Here is an 18357-nt window from a genome sequence, read left to right as displayed (position 1 = left end):
TGTAGCGTCGACCGATCGCGTCCGCTACGGAATATGTAGCATCGCGAAAGGATACAAACCATGCCCCGCATCGCTCCCGCCGAAGAGCCCTATGCCCCCGAGATCGCCGTCGCCCTGGCGCGCATCATGCCCGCGGGTGTGCCGCCGCTCGTCCTGTTCCGGACGATGGCGCGCAATCCCCGCATCTTCGAACGGATCTTTGCCGGCGGCCTGCTCGACAAGGGCGCGCTGTCATTGCGCCAGCGCGAGCTGGTAATCGACCGCACGACGGCGCGGCTGGGCGCGGAATACGAATGGGGCGTCCACATCGCGTTCTTTGCGGAGAAGGTCGGCTTCGACGCGGACAGGATTTCCGCGACCGTTCACGGCCCATCCGATGCATCCTGCTGGTCGGCGGATGAGCAGGCCCTGTTGGCCGCCGTCGACGATCTGGTCGACCGCCGCACCATCGGCGACGAAACCTGGACCGCCCTCACGCCTCATTTCGATGAGGCGCAGATCCTCGAGGTGATCGCGCTCACCGGCTACTACCACACGATCAGCTTCCTCTGCCGCGCCCTCGACCTGCCGCTCGAAGCCTATGGCGTACGCTTCCCTAGCGCTTCGCCTTCGTAAGACCGTCAATCCCGAGGATCAGCAGACCGAAGACGAGCCCCCAGAAGGCCGAGCCGACGCCCATCAGGGTGACGCCCGAGACGGTGACAGCCAGCGTGCCTGCCGCCGCGAGACGATCCTGGTCGCCCGCCAGTGCGATGCCCAAAGCGCCGGCCGTCGAGCCCAGCAGCGCTGTGCCCGCAACGGTGGCGAGCAGCGCCGGCGGCAACGCGCCGAACAGACCGACCAGCGAGGCGCCGAACAGCGCGATCAGGCCCCAGAAGACGGCATAGAACGGTCCCGCCTTCCAACGCTGCGCCGGATCGGGATGGGCGTCGGGTCCGGTGCACAGCGCCGCCGAGATAGCCGCGAGGTTCGAGGTGTGCGCGCCGAGGAACGCCGTGCCAAGCGACGCCGCGCCGGTCACCGCGAGGATCGGCTGGGTCGGCGGCTGGTAGCCCGAGCCGCGCAGCACCGCGAAGCCCGGTAGGTTCTGCGAGGCCATCGTCACGAGATAAAGCGGTACGCCGAGGCCGATCAATGTCGCGACGTCCCACGCAGGCGCGGTGACGACCAGTGTCGAGAAACCGATCGATGGCAGCGGCTTCATTAGACCCAGCGACCAGGCCAGCAGCGCACCGGCCACCAGCACGATCAGCGAGGCGAGAGCGGGATAAAAGGCGCGCGCCACCAGGAACAGCGCGACCAGCGGCAGGACCAGCAGCGGCGAGGTCGGCACATGCTCGACCATCGCCATCACGAGGCGCAGCAGGATACCCGCCAACATGGCCGCCGCGATGCTGGCGGGGATCTTCCCGATCAGCCGTCCGAGCGGTTTTATCGCGGCCGTCAGGAGAATGAGCACGGCCGCCAGCACGAAGGCACCGACCGCCGCCGCGAAGCTCGGCACGCCCGAAGTCGAGGCGATCAGCGCGGCGCCCGGTGTCGACCAGGCAGTAATGATCGGCATGCGATAGCGGACGCTGAGCAGCAGCGCGCTCGCCGCCGTGGCAAGGCCCAGCCCCGACACCCACGAACTCGCCTGGTCGGGCGTCGCCCCCACCGCCTGCGCGGCGGCCAGCACGACCGGCAAGGTTCCGCCCACGCCGGCAATCGTCGCGACCAAAGCGGCGGCCGCGACCGAGATGAGTCCGCTCGATTTCAAGGGCGCACGCCCGTCGAATACGCAACCATTGTCATCCCGAGCCGCAGGCGAGGGACCTTTAATCGGCGCCGCGAAAGGTCCCTCGCTGCGCTCGGAATGACAAGAAAGGGTATTCGTGCGCCAACTCTAGGCATTCGCGCGTTCGACCATCGCCTGCAGCAGGATCTGCGCGCCGGCACCGATGTCGCCCTTGCTGGCATCCTCGATCTCGTTGTGGCTGACGCCGTCCTTGCAGGGCACGAAGACCATGGCCGTCGGCGCGACGCGGTTCACGTAACAGGCGTCGTGGCCGGCACCGCTCACGATGTCCATGTGCGGATAGCCCGCCTGCTCGGCACCCCGGCGTACCGCGTCGACCAGCTCCCTGGCGAAGGGCGATGGCGGGAAGTACCAGATCTGCTCGATCTTCACCTCGAGCCCGTGGCGCTTGGCGATGTCGGCGGCGGCGGCACGCATCTCGGCGTCCATCTTCGTGAGCTCGCCATCGTCGGGATGGCGGAAGTCGACCGTCATGAAGACGCGGCCCGGGATGGTGTTGCGCGCCTGCGGCTGGCTCTCGATCACGCCGATGGTCGAGCGGCCGTTCGGCCGGTTGCCGATGGTGCGCGCGGCGACGATCAGCTCGGCGGCACCGACCAGCGCGTCGCGGCGGCCTTCCATCGGCGTCGTGCCGGCATGGCTCTCCATGCCCGTCCAGTTGATCTCGTACCAGCGCTGGCCCTGCGCGCCGGTGACGACACCGATCGTCTTCTTCTCGCGCTCCAGGATCGGCCCCTGCTCGATATGCGCCTCGAAGAACGCGCCGACCGGCCGGCCGCCCACCGGCTCCTTGCCGTCATAGCCGATCTGCTTCAGCGCCTCGCCGAAGGTGACGCCATCGCGATCCTTGATCGAGAGCGCATGCTCCAGGGTGAAGGCGCCGCCGAACACGCCTGACGCCACCATGGCCGGCGCGAAACGGCAGCCTTCCTCGTTGGTCCAGACAGCGACCTCGATCGGCGCCTCGGTGACGTAGTTGGAATCGTGCAGCACGCGCAGCACCTCGAGCCCCGCCATCACGCCATAAGCGCCGTCGAACTTGCCGCCGGTCGGCTGCGTGTCGAGATGAGAGCCGGTCATGACCGGCGGCCGGGCCGGATCGCGCCCCTCGCGGCGTGCGAAAACATTGCCGAGCTGGTCGACCTTGATGGTGCAGCCCGCCTCCTTGGCCCAGCGCACGAACAGGTCGCGCCCCTGCCGGTCGAGATCGGTCAGTGCGATGCGGCAGACGCCACCCTTCTCCGTGCCACCGATCTGCCCCAGCTCCATCAGGCTCGACCAAAGCCGGTCTGGATCTACGCGGAGATTGGGGCGGTCGGCGGTGGTCATGTATAATCCGATCTGGAATTGGAGGCGCAGGAACCTAGCATGTCCAATACGCCACGCGAAAAACCCAATGCCTCGTCAGAACCTGCCGCGAACGCAGAAACGAGGGCTTTCGTCAGAATATTGGAGCTCGGCGAGCAACAGGTCCGCGAGGGCAACACGGTGCCGGCGGTAGAAGCCTTGCAGCGATTTAGAGATCGTCTGAAGAATGAGCGACAGCACATGACCTAAGGGTCCTTCGCTGCGCTCAGGATGACACCTGTTTTGGCATCGACGCAGCGCGCCAATTTCAACAATGGTGTCATCCTGAGCGCAGCGAAGGATCTTTTTCAACATTTCACACACGGAGCACTCGCCTATTGAGGCGGCGTGCGATGGCCGTGCCATCACGTAATACCGCCTCTCAAAAAGCCGGCAAAAGCACCGTCGGTTCCATCCTTCGAGACGCGCCCCTCGGGTCCTCTCCAAGGATGAGGTAGAAAGCTGTCCCCCGCCTCCGGACAAAATGGATACCCGCCTCATGCTTCCCCTTTCCGATACGCTCGTTCTCGACCTCACGCAGGTCATCGCCGGTCCCACGGCCGGCCAGATCCTGGGCGACATGGGCGCCGACGTGATCAAGGTCGAGCCGTTGAACGGCGAGCATTTCCGGCCGCATTTCGGCGGCGCCTGGGTGCCGTCGATGAACCGCAACAAGCGCGGCCTCGCACTCGATCTACGCAGCGAGGGCGGCAAGGACGTGCTGATGCGGCTGGTGAAGAAGGCCGACGTGTTCATGGAGGCCTTCACACCGGGCGTGATCGACAAACTGGGCTTCGGTTGGGATACCGTCTCCAAGGTCAATCCGCAGACGATCTATGCCTCGATTTCGGGCTACGGCCAGACCGGCCCCTATTCGCCGCGCGCCGGCTACGATCCCTGCATCCAGGCCGAGATCGGCCTGATGGATGCCACCGGCCCCTACCAGGGCGAGATGTGCCGCGTCGGCACCGCGCCCATCGATTATTCGACCGGCCTCGCCTGCGCCGGCGGTATCGCCTTCGCCCTGCTGCACCGGATCAAGACCGGCAAGGGCCAGCGCCTCGACCTGTCGCTGTTCGATGTCGGCATGCACATGATGAGCCACTGGATCACCAACCATGGGCTGACCGGCGAGAACCCGGAGCGCATGGGCACCTCGAACACGATCCTCTGCCCGCTGCGCGTCTTCCCGACCAAGACCCAGCCGGTCTTCGTCGCCGGCACCAACGACGCCTTCTGGCGCCTGCTCTGCACCGCCTTGGGCAAGAAGGACTGGCTGGACGACGAGCGCTTCAAGACCAATGCCGGCCGCGTCGCCCATCGCGCTCTCCTCGAATCGATGATCGAGGCCTATTTCCTGGAGCACACCGCCGACGAGCTGCTGGACAAGCTCATCCCCGCCGGCATGCCCTGCTCCGCCGCCTACAAGGTGAGCGACGTGATGGCGAGCGATCACGCCAGGGCGCGCGGCAGCGTGCTGGAGATCGACTATCCCGGCATCGGCCCGGTGAAATCGGCCGCCAACCCGATCAAGCTCTCTGCCGCGCCGGTCGAGACGCGGCAGAAGTCGCCCGGCATCGGCGAACACACGGTCGAGATCATGCGCGAGGTCGGCTATAGCGATGACGAGATCGCCGCGCTGAAGTCGGCGAAGGCCATCGCTACGACCTGAGGTCCTCCCGTGAAGATCGTCTATTCCGAGAAGCACGCCCGGCACGATCCGCAGAACTTCGTCGTGCGCGGCACCAAGCTGCGCAGCGCCGAGCAGCCCGAGCGCGCCACGCGCCTGCTGGCCGCGGCGAAAGCCTCCGGCCACACGATCCTGCCGCCGCGGTCATACGGTCCGGCGCCGGCCGCCACGGTGCATACGCCGGAGTACATCGACTTCCTGCAGATCGCCGCGCGCGAATGGGCCAAGCTGCCGGGCTCCAGCCCCGAGGTCGTGCCCAACGTCCATCCGGCGCGCGCCCATGCCTCCTACCCGAAGGCGCTAGCCGGCCGCGCCGGTTGGCATCAGGTCGACATGGCCTGCCCGATCGGCCCGCACACCTGGGAGGCCGCCCTCGCCGCCACCGAGGTCGCCGCGACCGTGGCCGACATGGTGCTGGGAACCGAGCGCCATGCCTACGCGCTCTGCCGGCCCCCCGGCCATCACGCCTATGCCGACATGGCGGGCGGCTTCTGCTTCCTGAACAACACCGCCGTCGCCGCGCAACGCCTGCGTGGCCGGCACGAGCGCGTGGCGATCTTCGATGTCGACGTGCATCACGGCAACGGCACGCAGGGCATCTTCTACGAGCGCGACGACGTGCTCACCGTCTCGATCCACGCCGATCCCGACAATTATTACCCGTTCTTCTGGGGGCATGCGCACGAGCATGGCGCCGGAGAGGGCCAGGGCTTCAACCTCAATCTGCCGCTGCCGCTCGGCTCGCCGGACGCGCCCTGGCTCGAAGCCGGCGATAAAGCGCTCGCCCGCATCCGCGAGTTCCAGCCGACAGCGCTGGTCGTGGCGCTGGGCCTGGACGCCAGCGAGAGCGATCCGCTGCAGGGCCTCAAGGTCACCGGGCCTGGTTTCCACGCGATGGCCGAAAAGATCGCGCGCATGGGCCTTCCGACCGTGCTGGTCCAGGAAGGCGGCTATCTCGGTGACGATCTCGGCCGCAACCTCGTGCAGTTCCTCACCGGCTTCGAGAAGGGACGCGGCGCCTAGCGTCCGCTCTTCAAGGCTGCGGTCGCCAGCTCCGCGACCGCGAGGTCGAGGGTTGGGTTATCGCCATCGTCGAGAATCCAGACCGCCGACAGGCTGGCGAAGGCGAGTGTCCATTGCAGCAGCCGCGTGCGGTCCAGCACTGCCGCTTCGGCGATGACATCGATCTGCCGTGTGAAGCGCCCCGGGATCAGTGCAGTCTTCTCATCTGGGTCGCGCAGGATATTCACGAAGTCGAAAGTGCGCTCACCCAACAGTCCCTTTGGATCGATGACGAGCCAGCCACGCGCGCCGGCATCCAGCACGTTCTCATGATGGATGTCGCCATGAAGCACCACGGTCTCGCGCTTCTCCGACAGGAGAGTGCGGGCGACATCACGTGCTGTGTTTAGGAGAGCGCCCCGATCCGAAGCTTGCAGCAACGGCACGAACCATTCGTCGAGCGACACGAGGCCGGCTGGCGGCGGCGCGCGATGGTCATGCAGACGCCGGGTCGCTGTGCACAGGATACGGGTCGCCTCGTCGTCGCTGTCGCCGCCCGCCCATGCCATGGCGGCCAGCGAGCGCGGTCCGGTCGCTCGCTCCAGGAGCAACACGCCGTCATCCTCGGCCAGCACGCGGGCCGCGCCATCACCGTTCCACCAGGCCATCAGCTTAGCCCCGCGGCGTTCTTCCTTTTCGTGCGCGATCTTCAGCATCGCCGGCACGCCGTTGCGCTGCACCGGCAAGAGGAGGCTGCTGTGGGTCTTCAGCGGTTCGCCGTCGGCTTCGAGATGCCAGCGGTCGAGCCAGGTCGCCGGATCCGCAGGATCAGTCGCCGCCATTCCCGCCGACGACATAGACAGTGAGCTTCTCGGGCAATGTATCGTGCGCGACTTCGATGGTCCGGCTATTGGGCCAGATGAAGACGGCGTCCTGGTCGGCCATCAGCTCCTCGAAGCGCGCGACCTGGCCGCGCCCCCAATAGTGCATCGGCAGCACGACGCGTGGCTGGACCTGGCGGATGACCTCAACCATCACCGGCAGGCCGACCGTATAGGCGCCGTCGATCGGCACCATCAGCACGTCGATGCGGCCGAGTTCGTCGAGATGGTCCTTGGTCAGCCGGTGATGCAGGTGACCGAGATGGGCGATGCAGAGATCGCCGATGGTGAAGGTGAAGATCGAGTTGCCGTTGATGCGCGCCGAGCCGCCGCCCCAGTCGCGCGCATTGGTCGGCAGGTTGGTCACCTTGAGGTCCTTGAGCGAGACCTCGTGGCGGGCCTCGGTCTGGCCGGCCTCGCTCGGCCAGCCGCGCAGCACGTAGGCGATGCCGTCCTCGGGCGTGTCGGTGTAGTGCGTGGAGTGCGCATTGTTCATCGTCACGATGTCGGGCTTTCGGCCGAAGCCGTTCAGCCCGTTGTAGTCGGTGATGGCGCGCACGCCCTGCGGCGTGTCGATCTCGAAGCTGGCATGGCCGAGGAAAGTGATGATGGCGCGGCTCGCCGTGTCGGCCGCCATCTGCGCCCCGTCGAGCGACGCCATCTGCACGCCGCGGCCCTGCAGGGTCGGGCCGAACTCGACCAGGTTCTTGGAACAGCGCGCCAGCGCCGGTCCCGCCAGCAGGGCGAGGGCGGCGGCACACAAAGCGGCTATGGACAATCGAAGAGTCATGGAGCCTCCATGAGACGCGCGCCACCGATCCCGCCATCGGACGTGATCAATATCATTGAGGGGAACAACGATCTCAATCGATTTGTCTCATGGACCGATCGATGACATCCACGTCGAGGATGGCCGTCCGGGGTGAACCGGCTTTCGCCAAACTCCATATGTGAAAAGCGGCAGCCGGGCGGATGGCGCTGATCAGGAGTTGATTGACGGCCGGTCTGGTCCGCAATTCGATGAACCTGGTCCGCGGGTTGCCGTTGAACAGCATCAGGTGCAAAGCCGAACCGGAAGTACCCGCGACGTGGGTCGCGTTTGCAACGAGGGCGACCTGCTCCTCGAATGGCAGGGTCTCGGGCTGCAGTATCTCGTAGCCGCGCTTGCGGAACAGGGCTTCGACTTCCCCTTCATTGGAGATGATGGCGCGCGGCAGCCCCGACGCTCTCTCCGATGAGAGGCCCTTCCGGCTGAAGTAGATCTTGGCCGGTGTCGGCGGCAAGCTCGCCCGGCCCTTCAGTATCTTCTCCCTGACATGGTCGAAGGCGATGCCCATCCCGGGCGATGCCTTGATCCCCTGCCAGAACTGTGACGTCGGAAGGATCAGCCGCGATACCCGCACATCGTTCACGGCGATCCTGATTCGCGCAGGATCGACGTCGAGGGCTGCGAAGATGATGCGAGCGAAAGACGTCAGGTTCACCTGCTCGTCCCTGCCGTGAAACAGCAGCAGGCTCGTGGGGTCGGCCTTCGTCAGGTACCAGGCACGCTGCAGGGACTCCAAGAGGAAGTGCCCGAAATGCACGGAAAGCGGCCCCATGTAGACGCATGTCCGGTCGATGCGGGCGGCTTGCTTGACGCGAGACGTTTCGACCGCCTGCGGATTGGTGCGTCTTGGCACACGATGACCGGTCAGCGAATCGTACTCGAGGAATTCGGAGACGATCTTGCGGTCGTCGCGATAGATGGCGCCGGAATAATGGGTCGCGGACGGCAATGTCGGATGGCGAGTCCCGGCCACGAAGGCCGACGAGATGGACTCGGCGGTCAGGGGGATGGCTTCGACGACTGGCAGATGGGCCTTGGGCGGCCTGTGGAAATAGGTAAGTCCACCAATGGTCCAGTTCCTGGGAGTCGATTGGTCCTCTATTGGCAATTCCGGTTTTTTGGCGAGCGCCTGTCGCCGGAGGAGACGCCGCTTTCTGCGTTCGGCCCGGAGTGGGTCCTTCGACAGCGTGTGCTGATCTGGCGTCTGCGCTTTCTCTGTGCTCACCGAACATCCCCGATGACGTCCTGCGCGGCAGCAAGCCTCTGCGCAGGACGACAGCATCTCCCCATATGCAGGCGATATGCCAGCCCTGACTCCCGTTGACTCCTGACTTGGAGGGAACTAGAACAAAATAGGAACATTTAATCCCAGCCCATTCCATCAACCTGCGAGGGGGCGATGCCGGTCATTTCCCCGAGTGCCTTTGCCTCCCCAGTTTCTGGCCCTGCTTCCAAGGCCGCCAACGACCCGGCTGCCTCGGTGTCCCCTGCCTTGCGGGAAAAAGTGCGCCGGCTGGAGCGAGCGAACAGTGTCCAGCGCAGCGGCAAAGCAGCCGCGGTTCCGCTCGGGATCCCGGCCATCGACGCGCTGCTGCCCGACGGCGGCCTGCTGACCGGCGCCCTGCACGAAATCGAGGCCGGTCCCGGCCCCTCCGGCCGTGTGGCGCCGCACGATGGCGCCGCCCTCGGCTTCGCCGCCCATCTGCTCGGGCGCTTCGGTCCCGGCACGATCCTGTGGTGTCGCCGCCCCACCGGCCGCTTCGATGCCGCCCCCTATGCGCCCGCCCTCTCCGCCTGGTTCGATCCGGCGCGCCTGCTGATGGTCACGGCGCAGCGCGACGAGGATCTCTTCTGGGCCATGGAGGAAGGGCTGCGTTGCCCCGGCATCGCGGCCGTGCTGGGCGAGACGCGGGCCGCCGATCCCACGGCCGGCCGCCGCCTGTCGCTTGCTGCCGAAAAGAACGGCGTGCCCGCCCTGCTGCTGCGCGCCCAGCCGGCACCGCCGCAAAGCGTGTGCGCGACGCGCTGGCGGGTCGCCTCTGCTGCCTCGGCCTCGACGCCGGGCCTCACCGATGTCGGTGCCGCGCGCTGGCGCCTCGAACTGCGGCGCAACCGCTTCGGCACGCCGTCCGCCGCCGAAACACCGTCCTGGCTCCTGGAGTGGAACGATGAAACGCATTGTCTCGCTGTGGTTCCCCAAGCTCTCCACGGACCGGCTGGCGCGCGCTTCGAAGAAAGACTGGTCGGATAGGGCGGCCGCCACCGTCGTCTGGGACGACGGCTGCCCGCGTCTCGCGGCCCTCAATCCGCATGCCCGCGCCGCCGGCCTGCGTCCGCGCATGCGGCTGGCCGATGCGCGGGCCCTGCTGCCCGATCTCGTCACCGAGGCAGGGGAACCGCAGGCCGACTGCCGTCTCCTCGAGGCGATCGCGGGCTGGTGCGATCGCTACACGCCCTGGGTTGCGATCGATCCGCTGGGCGGCGCCCTGGCCGAGGACATCGAAACGGCCTGCAGCGCCGGCGGCTTCGGCGGCGATGCCGGCCTGCTGCTGGACGTGACGGGCTGCACGCATCTCTTCGGTGACGGCGAGAGCGGCGAGCGGGCCTTGCTGGCCGATCTCGTCACGCGCCTGGCCCGCCGCGACCTTTCCTGTCGTGCCGCGATGGCCGACACGGCAGGCGCGGCCTGGGCACTGGCGCGCTTCGCCGAGCGCCAGGCCGATCTCTTCTGCCCATCACGGGGGCAACGCGATGCGCTCGCGTCGCTGCCGGTCGAAGGGCTGCGTCTTGACGCGCCGATCCTCGAGACCTTCCTGAAGCTGGGGCTGCGCCGCATCGGCGATCTCTATCCCCTGCCGCGCGCGCCGCTCGTCCGCCGCTTCGGCGACCAGCCGCTCAATCGCATCGACCAGATGCTGGGCACGCTCGCCGAGCCGATCGAGCCGCGCCGTATCCCGCCGGCCTTCCGCACGCGTCTCGCCTTTGCCGAACCGATCGGCCGGGCCGAGGATATCGCCGCCGCGACCAGCCGCCTGCTGGCCGCCCTCTGCCGCCAGTTCGAGCAAGCCGGCGTCGGCGCACGCCAGCTCGAGATCGCGCTCTATCGCGTCGACGGTTCGGTCGACCGCACCTCGATCGGCACCAGCCGGCCCAACCGCGACAATCCGAAGCTGATGAAGCTGTTCGAGGAGAGGCTCGGCCAACTCGATCCCGGTTTCGGCGTCGAGTTGATGATCCTGTCGGCGCCGGAGGTCGAGGCGTGGAGCGGCACGCAGGATGCGCTGCCCGACCAGGATTCGCCCGGCATCGCCTCGGGCGTGGACGGCACGATCGATCTCGCCGACCGGCTGGCGTTGCGGCTCGGCGCCGAAAACGTCGTGCGGCTGCTGTCGCGCGACAGCCATCTGCCCGAGCGCGTACAGGTCGCCGCGCCGGTTTCGTCGAAGCCCGCCGCGGCGGGCGCCTGGCGTCGTATCGGCGATCTCAAGGGCGCCCGGCCGACGCGCCTGCTGCAGCAGCCCGAACTGGTCGAAGTCACCGCCTTCGTGCCCGACGATCCGCCCTCGGTTTTCCGCTGGCGGCGGCATGCCCATCGCATCGTGCGTGCCGACGGGCCGGAACGGATCGCCAATGAATGGTGGCGGCCCCGGTCCGACGGCAGCCATCCAGCGGCCGGCACCCTGCCGCCGGTGCGCGACTATTACCGCGTCGAGGACGATGACGGCGGACGCTTCTGGCTGTTCCGCGACGGGCCCTACCAGCTCGCCGCCAACGGTCAGCCGACGGCCCGCTGGTTCCTCCACGGATTCTGCGCCTGAAGGGGAGAGGGAAATGGAAGCAGCGACAGAAACAGCAATAGCAACAGCAACGAACAAGCGTGGCACCACGCTCACCATCCGCGGTCTCGATGTCGCGATCATCGAGCGCCTGAAGGTCCATGCGCGCGCCAAGGGCCGCTCGCTCGAAGCCGACCTGCGCGACCTGCTGACCTACGCGTCGGGCCAGCCGCTGGTGCTCGATCCGCTGGAAGAGGCCGACCGCATTGCCGCCATGACACCGCGGGCAGTCGTCGCGCAGATGGGAGGCGGCAAGTGATCGTCGTCGTCGATCCCGGCGTCGCCATCAAATGGTTCGTCGAGGAGCCATTGCGGCCGCAGGCGCGCTCGCTGCTGGCCAACCGGCACGAGGTGATCGCGCCCGACATCCTGATCGCGGGCGTCGCCGAGTTGGCCCGGCAGAAGGCGACGCGCGGCGAGATCACGGTCGAGCAGGCCGAGCCGATCGTGCGCAACATCGCGCTGCCGTCGTTCGTCTCGGCTTTCGTCGAATCGCCGCAACTGCGCAATCGCGCGCTGGCCATCGCGCTGCAGTGCGGCCGGCCGGTGCACGAATGCTTCTATGCCGCCTGCGCCGAGTCCGCCCAGGCACCGCTGGTCAGCGCCGACGAGGAATTCCTGCAGGCGCTGAAGAGCGAAGGCATCCCGGTGCGCGGCGTGCCGCTCGCCCAGGCGGACGAACTCGTCGATCCCTGACGCCATGGACTATGCCGAGCTCCAGGTCACGACCAACTACAGCTTCCTGCGCGGCGGCTCGCACCCGCAGGAGCTGGTCGAACGGGCGATCGAGCTCGGCCATACCGCCATCGGCATCACCGATCGCAACACCCTGGCCGGCGTCGTTCGCGCCTTCGCGGCCTCACGCGACAAAGAGAAACCGAAAGATCCCGAAAAAGACAGGATCAAGCTGTTGGTCGGCAGTCGCCTCGAAACGCGCGACGGCTATTCGCTGCTCGTCTATCCGACGGATCTCGACGCCTACAAGCGCCTGTCCCGCCTGCTGACCCTGGGCAATCGACGCACCGAGAAGGGAAAGTGTGACATCGGCTTCGAAGATCTCGCCGAGCATGCCGAAGGCCTGCTGGCGATCGCGCTGCCGCCACGCAAACCAGAAGAGACGGTCTTCCAAGACCGGCTCCAGAAGCTCGCAAACCTGTTCGAGGGGCGCTGCTACCTCGCGGCCTCCATGCTCTATCGCGGTGATGACGCCCGCCGCCTTGCCTTGCTCGACGATCTCGCCGACCGGCACGGCGTGAAGCTCGTCGCCACCAACGACGTGCACTATCACGTGCCCGAACGGCGGGCGCTGCAGGATGTGGTGACGGCGATCCGCCTCGGCTGCACCGTCGAGGAGCTGGGCTTCCGCGGCTTCGCCAGCGCCGAGCGCCATCTCAAGGAACCGGCCGAGATGGCGCGCCTGTTCCGACGTTATCCGCATGCGATCACGCATACGCAGGAGATCGTGAACCGCTGCAGCTTCTCGCTGCGGCAGCTCACCTACCAGTACCCGATCCTCTACGAGGGCGGCGAGACGCCGATGGACAAGCTCATGCGCCTCACTTGGGAAGGCGCGAACTGGCGTTATCCGGGCGGCGTTCCCGAGGAAGTGGCCAGCACGATTCGGAAGGAATTCGCGCTCATCGATTTCAAGAAGATCGCACCCTACTTCTTGACGGTGCATGAGATCGTGATGGAGGCCCGCAGGCGTGAAATTCTTTGCCAAGGCCGCGGTTCGGCCGCCAATTCCGCCGTCTGCTACTGTCTCGGCATCACCTCGGTAAACCCCGCCGAGATCGACGTCTTATTCGAGCGCTTTCTATCCAATACCCGCGACGAGCCGCCCGACATCGACGTCGATTTTGAACACGAGCGCCGCGAAGAGATCATTCAGTGGATCTACAAGACGAAGAGCCGTAATCGCGCCGCCCTGGCGGCTACGGTGATCTCCTTCAGGAGCCGCAGCGCGATCCGCGAGGTCGGCAAGGTGCTGGGCCTTTCACCCGACACAGTGGGCGTAATGGCCGACACGGTGTGGGGCATGGGATCGAGCGGCGTGAAAGTCGATCACGTGAGGGAGGCCGGCCTCGATCCGATGGATCCTCGCATCATGCTGGCGCTCGAACTGTCTTCGGCGTTGTGCGGTTTCCCCCGTCATCTCTCGCAACATGTCGGGGGATTCGTTCTCACCCAAGACCGACTCGATGAATTGGTGCCGATCCAGAAAGCGGCGATGGAAGATCGCACTGTCGTCGAGTGGGACAAGGACGATCTCGATGTCTTGAACATCTACAAGGTCGATGTGCTGGCACTCGGCATGCTGACGGCGTTGCGCAAAGGTTTCGCCCTCATCGAGAAGCATTTCGGAGAAAAGCTGTCACTCGACATGCGGCCGGACGATCCAGAGGTCTACGAGATGCTGTGCCGTGCCGATTCAATCGGCGTCTTCCAGGTCGAAAGCCGGGCGCAGATGTCGATGCTGCCACGGCTCAAACCCAAGGAGTATTACGATCTCGTTGTCGAGGTAGCGATTGTGCGTCCGGGTCCCATCCAGGGCGGCATGGTGCATCCTTACCTGAAGAACCGCGCCAATCCTGGCGGCGTCGTCTATCCCAAGCCGGAACTCAAGGAGGTTTTGAAAAGAACGCTGGGTGTTCCGCTGTTCCAGGAGCAGGCGATGCAGATTGCCATGGTCGGTGCGGGTTTTTCCGCAGAGGAGGCCGATGGATTACGCCGTGCCATGGCGACATTCCGACACAACGGCACGATCTACAAGTTCAAGACGCCATTCATCGACGGCATGAAGAAGAACGGCTACGAAGAAGACTTCGCCGAACGCTGCTTCAAGCAGATCGAAGGATTCGGCGAGTACGGCTTTCCCGAAAGCCATGCCGCGAGCTTCGCGATCCTGGTCTACGCCTCGTCTTACGTGAAGCACTACTATCCCGAGGTCTTCGCCGCGGCCCTGCTCAACTCCCAGCCGATGGGTTTCTATGCGCCTGCCCAGCTCGTGCGCGATGCAAAAGAGCACGGCGTCGAAGTGCGACCGCCCGATATCAACGCCAGCGAGCGCGACTGCACACTCGAGCCGGGACAGAACAATCGGTGTGCGCTCCGCCTTGGCCTGCGCCAGGTAACGGGGCTCTCCGAAGACGCCGCCAACAGGATGGTCGAACGCCGTGGGACCAAGCCCTATCAGGATCCTGCAGATCTGTGGCAGCGCAGTGGCCTCACCAAGCGGCAGATCATCGCCCTGGCCCGCGCCGACGCCTTCGCGTCCCTGGGCCTCACGCGCCGTGACGTGCTATGGGCCGCGCGTGGTTTTGCCGAGGGGCAGTTGCCGCTGCTCGATGCGCAGCCGCAGGTGCGCGACCTCGAGCCTCCTGTCACCTTGCCGGCTTTGACGCTCGGCGAACAGGTGGTGGATGATTACAGCAGCTTTTCGATGTCGTTGCGGTCGCATCCGCTGGAGCTATTGAGAGCGACCTTCGCGAAGCGGGGATTTTCCAGCACCGAGGTGCTGAAAGCCTCTCAAAACGGCGATTTCCTCACCCTGGCAGGCCTCGTGCTGGTACGCCAGCGGCCGGGCACGGCCTCGGGCGTGGTGTTCGTTACTTTGGAAGACGAATTCGGCATCGCCAATCTCGTGGTCTGGCCCAAGGTGTTCGAAGCGCATCGCCGCATCGTGATGGGCGCGCGCCTGATGGGTGTGCGAGGGAAAATCCAATGCGAAGGTGAAAAGAACTACAAGGTGATCCATCTCGTCGCCGACGAAGTGTGGGACCTGTCGGCCGAACTCGACGCGATCTCCGAGCTCGACCTGTTCCACCTGACCAACGGTCGTGGCGACGAAGTGCGCACCGATCCGGGCGACCGCCGGATGAAGGTCGCCGAGGCCAATGCCACCCGCCATCGGTCGAGCCGGGGCGTGCCCGCCAAGCCAACCGTCAAACCCGATTACGACCGCAACCGCATCGTCCTCGACCGCCCCAAGATTCGCATCCATAGTCGGGACTTCCACTGAGTCGGACTGCCGGATTCTTGCGCGCGCTTTCGATCTTCTTCGTCGCCTTGGCCTTCACGGTGCCTGCCGCCGCCCAGGCATTGGAAGATTGTCCGCACTACGTTCCGAGCACGCTCGAAGCCTGGATCGCCTCCTCCGACCTCAAGCTCGCGGCCTACGGCTACACCTGCCGCATGATCAACATCGACAAGACGCTGAGCCAGGCGATGCGCGAGGGCGTCCAGGCCAACGACAGCACGACCTGGATCGAGACCTATCGGCGGACGCTCGAACGGGTGCGCGAGGCCAGCGCCATCAACCGCCGCTGGGCTGGTGCCGAGGCCACCCGCAACCTCGCCGTCCTCACGCGCCTCGAAGTGAAGTATCGTCGTCTGGCCGAGCCCTGACCCGCTCAGAGCCGCGTCGCCTCGTCGATCAGTTCCTGGGCGGCGATGTCCAGAAGCTCGTCCTCGGCGGTGCCGTCGAGCACGCGTTCCTTGCCGATTTCGAGCAGTACCGGCACGGCGAGCGGCGAGATGCGGTCGAGGCGACGATAGACGATGCGGCCCTTGGCGCGCTTCAGAAGGTCGCCCAGCCTCTTCAGGTCCGCAAGCTGCCAGGCGGCGTCCTGGCGCGTGGCGCGCAGCAGGATGTGGTTGGGCTCGTGCTGGCGCAGCGTGTCGTAGATCAGGTCGGAACTGAACGTGACCTGGCGGCGCGACTTCTCCTCGCCGGGAAAGCGCCGCTCGATCAGGCCGGCGATCACCGCGACGTTGCGGAACGAGCGCCGCAGCATGCTCGATTCGTCCATCCAGGCTTCGAGATCGTCGCCCAGCATGTCCTCGTCGAACAGCTCATCGAGCTGCTTTGGCGAGGCCGGCCGCAAGCCCCAGATTCCCAGCACATAGTCGGTGGCGACGAAGCCCAGCGGCCGCAGCCCCATGCGCTCCATGCGCCGCGTCAGCAGCATGCCCAGGGTCTGGTGCGCATTGCGGCCCTCGAAGCAATAGGCGACCAGGAACTGCTTGCCGCCGCGCGGGAACCCCTCGACCAGCAACTTGTCGGCCGGCGGCAGCATCGAGCGGAAGACCTGGATGCGCAGCCACTCCTGCACCTCGGCCGGCAGCTTCGGATGCTTCAGCGGATCCTGCAGGATGCCGCGCACCCTCGCGGCGAGGAAGGTCGAGAGCGGCAGCCGGCCGCCGCCATAGGCCGGCACCTTGGGATCGCCGCCGGTGGCCGGCGAGCAGATCGCCGCCAGCTCCTTCACGCCCTCGAAGCGCAGCAGGCGCCCGGCGAACACGAACGTGTCGCCCGGCACCAGCCCCTGCACGAAGCCCTCCTCGACCTCGCCCAGCACCGGGCCGCGCCGCAGCCGCACCTTCATCAGCGGCAGCTCGACGATGGTGCCGACATTCATGCGGAACTGCCGCGCCACCAGAAGCGAGGCCAGCATCCAGCGCCCGTCGGGCAGTTGCTTCAGCCGGTGCCAGCGATCGTAGGCTGCCAGCGCATAGCCGCCGGTCGCCACGAAGTCGAACGTGTCGTCGAAATCCTGGCGCGGCAGGCCGCGATAGGGCTGCGCGCGCCGCACCTCGGCGAAGAAGGCCTCCCGGTCGATCGGCTGGGCACAGGCGGAGCCCACGATGTGCTGGGCCAGCACGTCGAGGCAGGGCGGCCGTGGCGGATCGCCGTCGAGCTCGCGCGCTTCGACGGCCTCGAGCGCGGCCAGCGATTCCAGCACTTCGAAGCGGTTGGCCGGCGCAATCATGGCGCGGCTGGGTTCGTCGAGCCGATGATTGGCACGGCCGATGCGCTGCATCAGGCGGCTGACGCCCTTGGGCGCCCCCATCTGGATCACCAGGTCGACATCGCCCCAGTCGATGCCGAGATCGAGCGAGGAGGTCGCGACCACGGCGCGCAGCTTGCCCGCCGCCATCGCCGCCTCGACCTTGCGGCGCTGCTCGACAGCCAGCGAGCCGTGATGCAGCCCGATCGACAGGTTGTCGTCGTTGATGCGCCAGAGTGCATCGAAAGCCAGCTCGGCCTGGGCGCGCGTGTTCACGAAGATGATCGAGGTCTTGTGCTGGCGGATGATGTTGTAGATCTCCGGCACCGCATGGCGCCCCATATGGCCGCCCCACGGTAGGCGCTCGTGCGCATCGATGATCGACACGACCGGCGGCGCCCCGGGCTCGCCCATCACGATCTCGACCGGCTCGTCGCGCAGGTTCAGGAACTCGGCCAGCGCCGGCGGATCGGCGACGGTGGCGGACAGACCGACGAAGCGCGCCTGCGGTGCAAGCGTCGCCAGCCGCGACAGGCAAAGTGCCAGGTGATGACCGCGCTTGCTGGTGGCGAAAGCGTGCAGCTCGTCGATGATCACGCACTTCAGGCTCGCAAAGAACTTCGCCGCGTCGAGATAGGAGAGCAGCAACGCCAGTGACTCGGGCGTCGTCATCAGCAGATCGGGCGGCCGCTCGCGCTGGCGCAGCCGGCGGCTCTGCGGCGTGTCGCCGGTCCGGCTCTCCGCGCGCACCGGCAGCTGCATCTCCGCCATCGGCTGTTCGAGGTTGCGGCGGATGTCGGTCGCCAACGCCTTCAGCGGCGAAATGTAGAGCGTGTGCAGCTCTCCCTGCCCCTTCTTGTAGGCGAGGTCCTGCCCGGCCTGCCGCCGCTCCGTGAGTTCGATCAGTGACGGAAGGAAGCCGGCCAGCGTCTTGCCGCCGCCGGTCGGCGCGATCAGCAGCGCGCTCCGGCCCCGCCGCGCCAGGTCGACCAGCGCGAGCTGGTGCGGCCGCGGCGCCCAGCCGCGACTCTCGAACCAGCGGGCAAACAGGTCGGGAAGCTCGATGTTCAGGCCGATGTTTTCGGGCATCTCAGCTTGTGTTTGGCATCGAGGGGGTCCCGAGCGCCACATTGATCGCGTGGGAAGTCGAACGATCAACAAGCAACCGGCAAGTCACCGTAGGGA

Annotated in this window: 16 protein-coding genes; 10 read left to right on the top strand and 6 right to left on the bottom strand. The window is 66.5% G+C overall.

Annotated elements, in window-relative coordinates; translation table 11 throughout:
• The first annotated feature begins 60 nt into the window (after nucleotides 1–60).
• Nucleotides 61–615, top strand: coding sequence for a carboxymuconolactone decarboxylase family protein (locus AC1ROX_RS29795; protein WP_493132231.1), 555 nt, complete (start codon nucleotides 61–63; stop codon nucleotides 613–615).
• On the opposite strand, the gene AC1ROX_RS29790 is transcribed toward AC1ROX_RS29795, so the two are convergent.
• Nucleotides 596–1759 carry a benzoate/H(+) symporter BenE family transporter gene (locus tag AC1ROX_RS29790; RefSeq protein ID WP_493132229.1) on the bottom strand — a complete coding sequence of 388 codons (1164 nt, stop codon included), beginning with the start codon at nucleotides 1757–1759 and terminating at the stop codon, nucleotides 596–598. The two genes, AC1ROX_RS29795 and AC1ROX_RS29790, sit on opposite strands and share 20 nt — an antisense overlap.
• Before the next feature lie 126 nt (nucleotides 1760–1885).
• Nucleotides 1886–3127: a Zn-dependent hydrolase gene (locus AC1ROX_RS29785; protein WP_493132227.1), complete on the bottom strand. Its 1242-nt coding sequence runs from the start codon at nucleotides 3125–3127 to the stop codon at nucleotides 1886–1888.
• A 39-nt stretch (nucleotides 3128–3166) separates the two neighbouring features.
• Here AC1ROX_RS29785 and AC1ROX_RS29780 point away from each other — a divergent pair, with 39 nt between their 5' ends.
• From AC1ROX_RS29780 to AC1ROX_RS29770, 3 genes are all read left to right on the top strand, one after another.
• On the top strand, nucleotides 3167–3355 hold the full coding sequence (locus AC1ROX_RS29780; RefSeq protein WP_493132225.1) for a hypothetical protein: 189 nt from the start codon (nucleotides 3167–3169) through the stop codon (nucleotides 3353–3355).
• 289 nt (nucleotides 3356–3644) lie between these two features.
• Complete coding sequence (locus AC1ROX_RS29775) at nucleotides 3645–4817, top strand: CaiB/BaiF CoA transferase family protein (RefSeq protein ID WP_493132223.1); 1173 nt, start codon at nucleotides 3645–3647, stop codon at nucleotides 4815–4817.
• Between the two features lie 9 nt (nucleotides 4818–4826).
• On the top strand, nucleotides 4827–5858 hold the full coding sequence (locus AC1ROX_RS29770; protein ID WP_493132221.1) for a histone deacetylase family protein: 1032 nt from the start codon (nucleotides 4827–4829) through the stop codon (nucleotides 5856–5858).
• Here AC1ROX_RS29770 and AC1ROX_RS29765 read toward each other — a convergent pair.
• The 3 genes from AC1ROX_RS29765 to AC1ROX_RS29755 form a co-directional block, all read right to left on the bottom strand.
• On the bottom strand, nucleotides 5855–6679 hold the full coding sequence (locus AC1ROX_RS29765; RefSeq protein WP_493132219.1) for an aminoglycoside phosphotransferase family protein: 825 nt from the start codon (nucleotides 6677–6679) through the stop codon (nucleotides 5855–5857). The genes AC1ROX_RS29770 and AC1ROX_RS29765 overlap by 4 nt on opposite strands.
• Nucleotides 6666–7508, bottom strand: coding sequence for an MBL fold metallo-hydrolase (locus AC1ROX_RS29760; protein ID WP_493132217.1), 843 nt, complete (start codon nucleotides 7506–7508; stop codon nucleotides 6666–6668). Before AC1ROX_RS29760 ends, AC1ROX_RS29765 begins: the two co-directional genes overlap by 14 nt.
• A gap of 73 nt (nucleotides 7509–7581) precedes the next feature.
• Nucleotides 7582–8772, bottom strand: a complete 1191-nt coding sequence (locus tag AC1ROX_RS29755; protein ID WP_493132215.1) for a glycosyltransferase family 61 protein — start codon at nucleotides 8770–8772, stop codon at nucleotides 7582–7584.
• Nucleotides 8773–9027: 255 nt separating this feature from the next.
• Between AC1ROX_RS29755 and AC1ROX_RS29750 the strand changes: the two genes are divergently transcribed.
• From AC1ROX_RS29750 to AC1ROX_RS29725, 6 genes are read left to right on the top strand one after another with little or no spacing between them, the layout of a single operon-like run.
• Nucleotides 9028–9798: an ImuA family protein gene (locus AC1ROX_RS29750; protein WP_493132213.1), complete on the top strand. Its 771-nt coding sequence runs from the start codon at nucleotides 9028–9030 to the stop codon at nucleotides 9796–9798.
• Nucleotides 9716–11365, top strand: a complete 1650-nt coding sequence (locus tag AC1ROX_RS29745; protein ID WP_493132211.1) for a Y-family DNA polymerase — start codon at nucleotides 9716–9718, stop codon at nucleotides 11363–11365. Before AC1ROX_RS29750 ends, AC1ROX_RS29745 begins: the two co-directional genes overlap by 83 nt.
• 13 nt (nucleotides 11366–11378) lie before the next feature.
• Nucleotides 11379–11642 (top strand): FitA-like ribbon-helix-helix domain-containing protein, encoded by a 264-nt coding sequence (locus tag AC1ROX_RS29740; RefSeq protein ID WP_493132209.1) that lies wholly within the window; start codon nucleotides 11379–11381, stop codon nucleotides 11640–11642.
• The gene (locus AC1ROX_RS29735; protein WP_493132207.1) at nucleotides 11639–12079 is read left to right on the top strand and encodes a type II toxin-antitoxin system VapC family toxin; all 441 of its coding nucleotides are present in this window, start codon (nucleotides 11639–11641) and stop codon (nucleotides 12077–12079) included. The genes AC1ROX_RS29740 and AC1ROX_RS29735 overlap by 4 nt, the downstream gene beginning before the upstream one ends.
• 4 nt (nucleotides 12080–12083) lie before the next feature.
• Nucleotides 12084–15404 (top strand): error-prone DNA polymerase, encoded by a 3321-nt coding sequence (locus AC1ROX_RS29730; protein ID WP_493132205.1) that lies wholly within the window; start codon nucleotides 12084–12086, stop codon nucleotides 15402–15404.
• A gap of 17 nt (nucleotides 15405–15421) precedes the next feature.
• Entirely contained in the window at nucleotides 15422–15790 is a 369-nt protein-coding gene (locus tag AC1ROX_RS29725) for a hypothetical protein (protein ID WP_493132203.1), read from the top strand.
• 5 nt (nucleotides 15791–15795) lie between these two features.
• Here AC1ROX_RS29725 and AC1ROX_RS29720 read toward each other — a convergent pair whose 3' ends face one another.
• Nucleotides 15796–18261 carry a ligase-associated DNA damage response DEXH box helicase gene (locus AC1ROX_RS29720; RefSeq protein WP_493132201.1) on the bottom strand — a complete coding sequence of 822 codons (2466 nt, stop codon included), beginning with the start codon at nucleotides 18259–18261 and terminating at the stop codon, nucleotides 15796–15798.
• Nucleotides 18262–18357 lie beyond the last annotated feature (96 nt).

It is taken from the genome of Reyranella sp. GW821-FHT14A01 (assembly GCF_058803965.1).
Note: the sequence above shows the minus strand (reverse complement) of the source record. Positions and strands in the feature narration are given on the sequence as shown.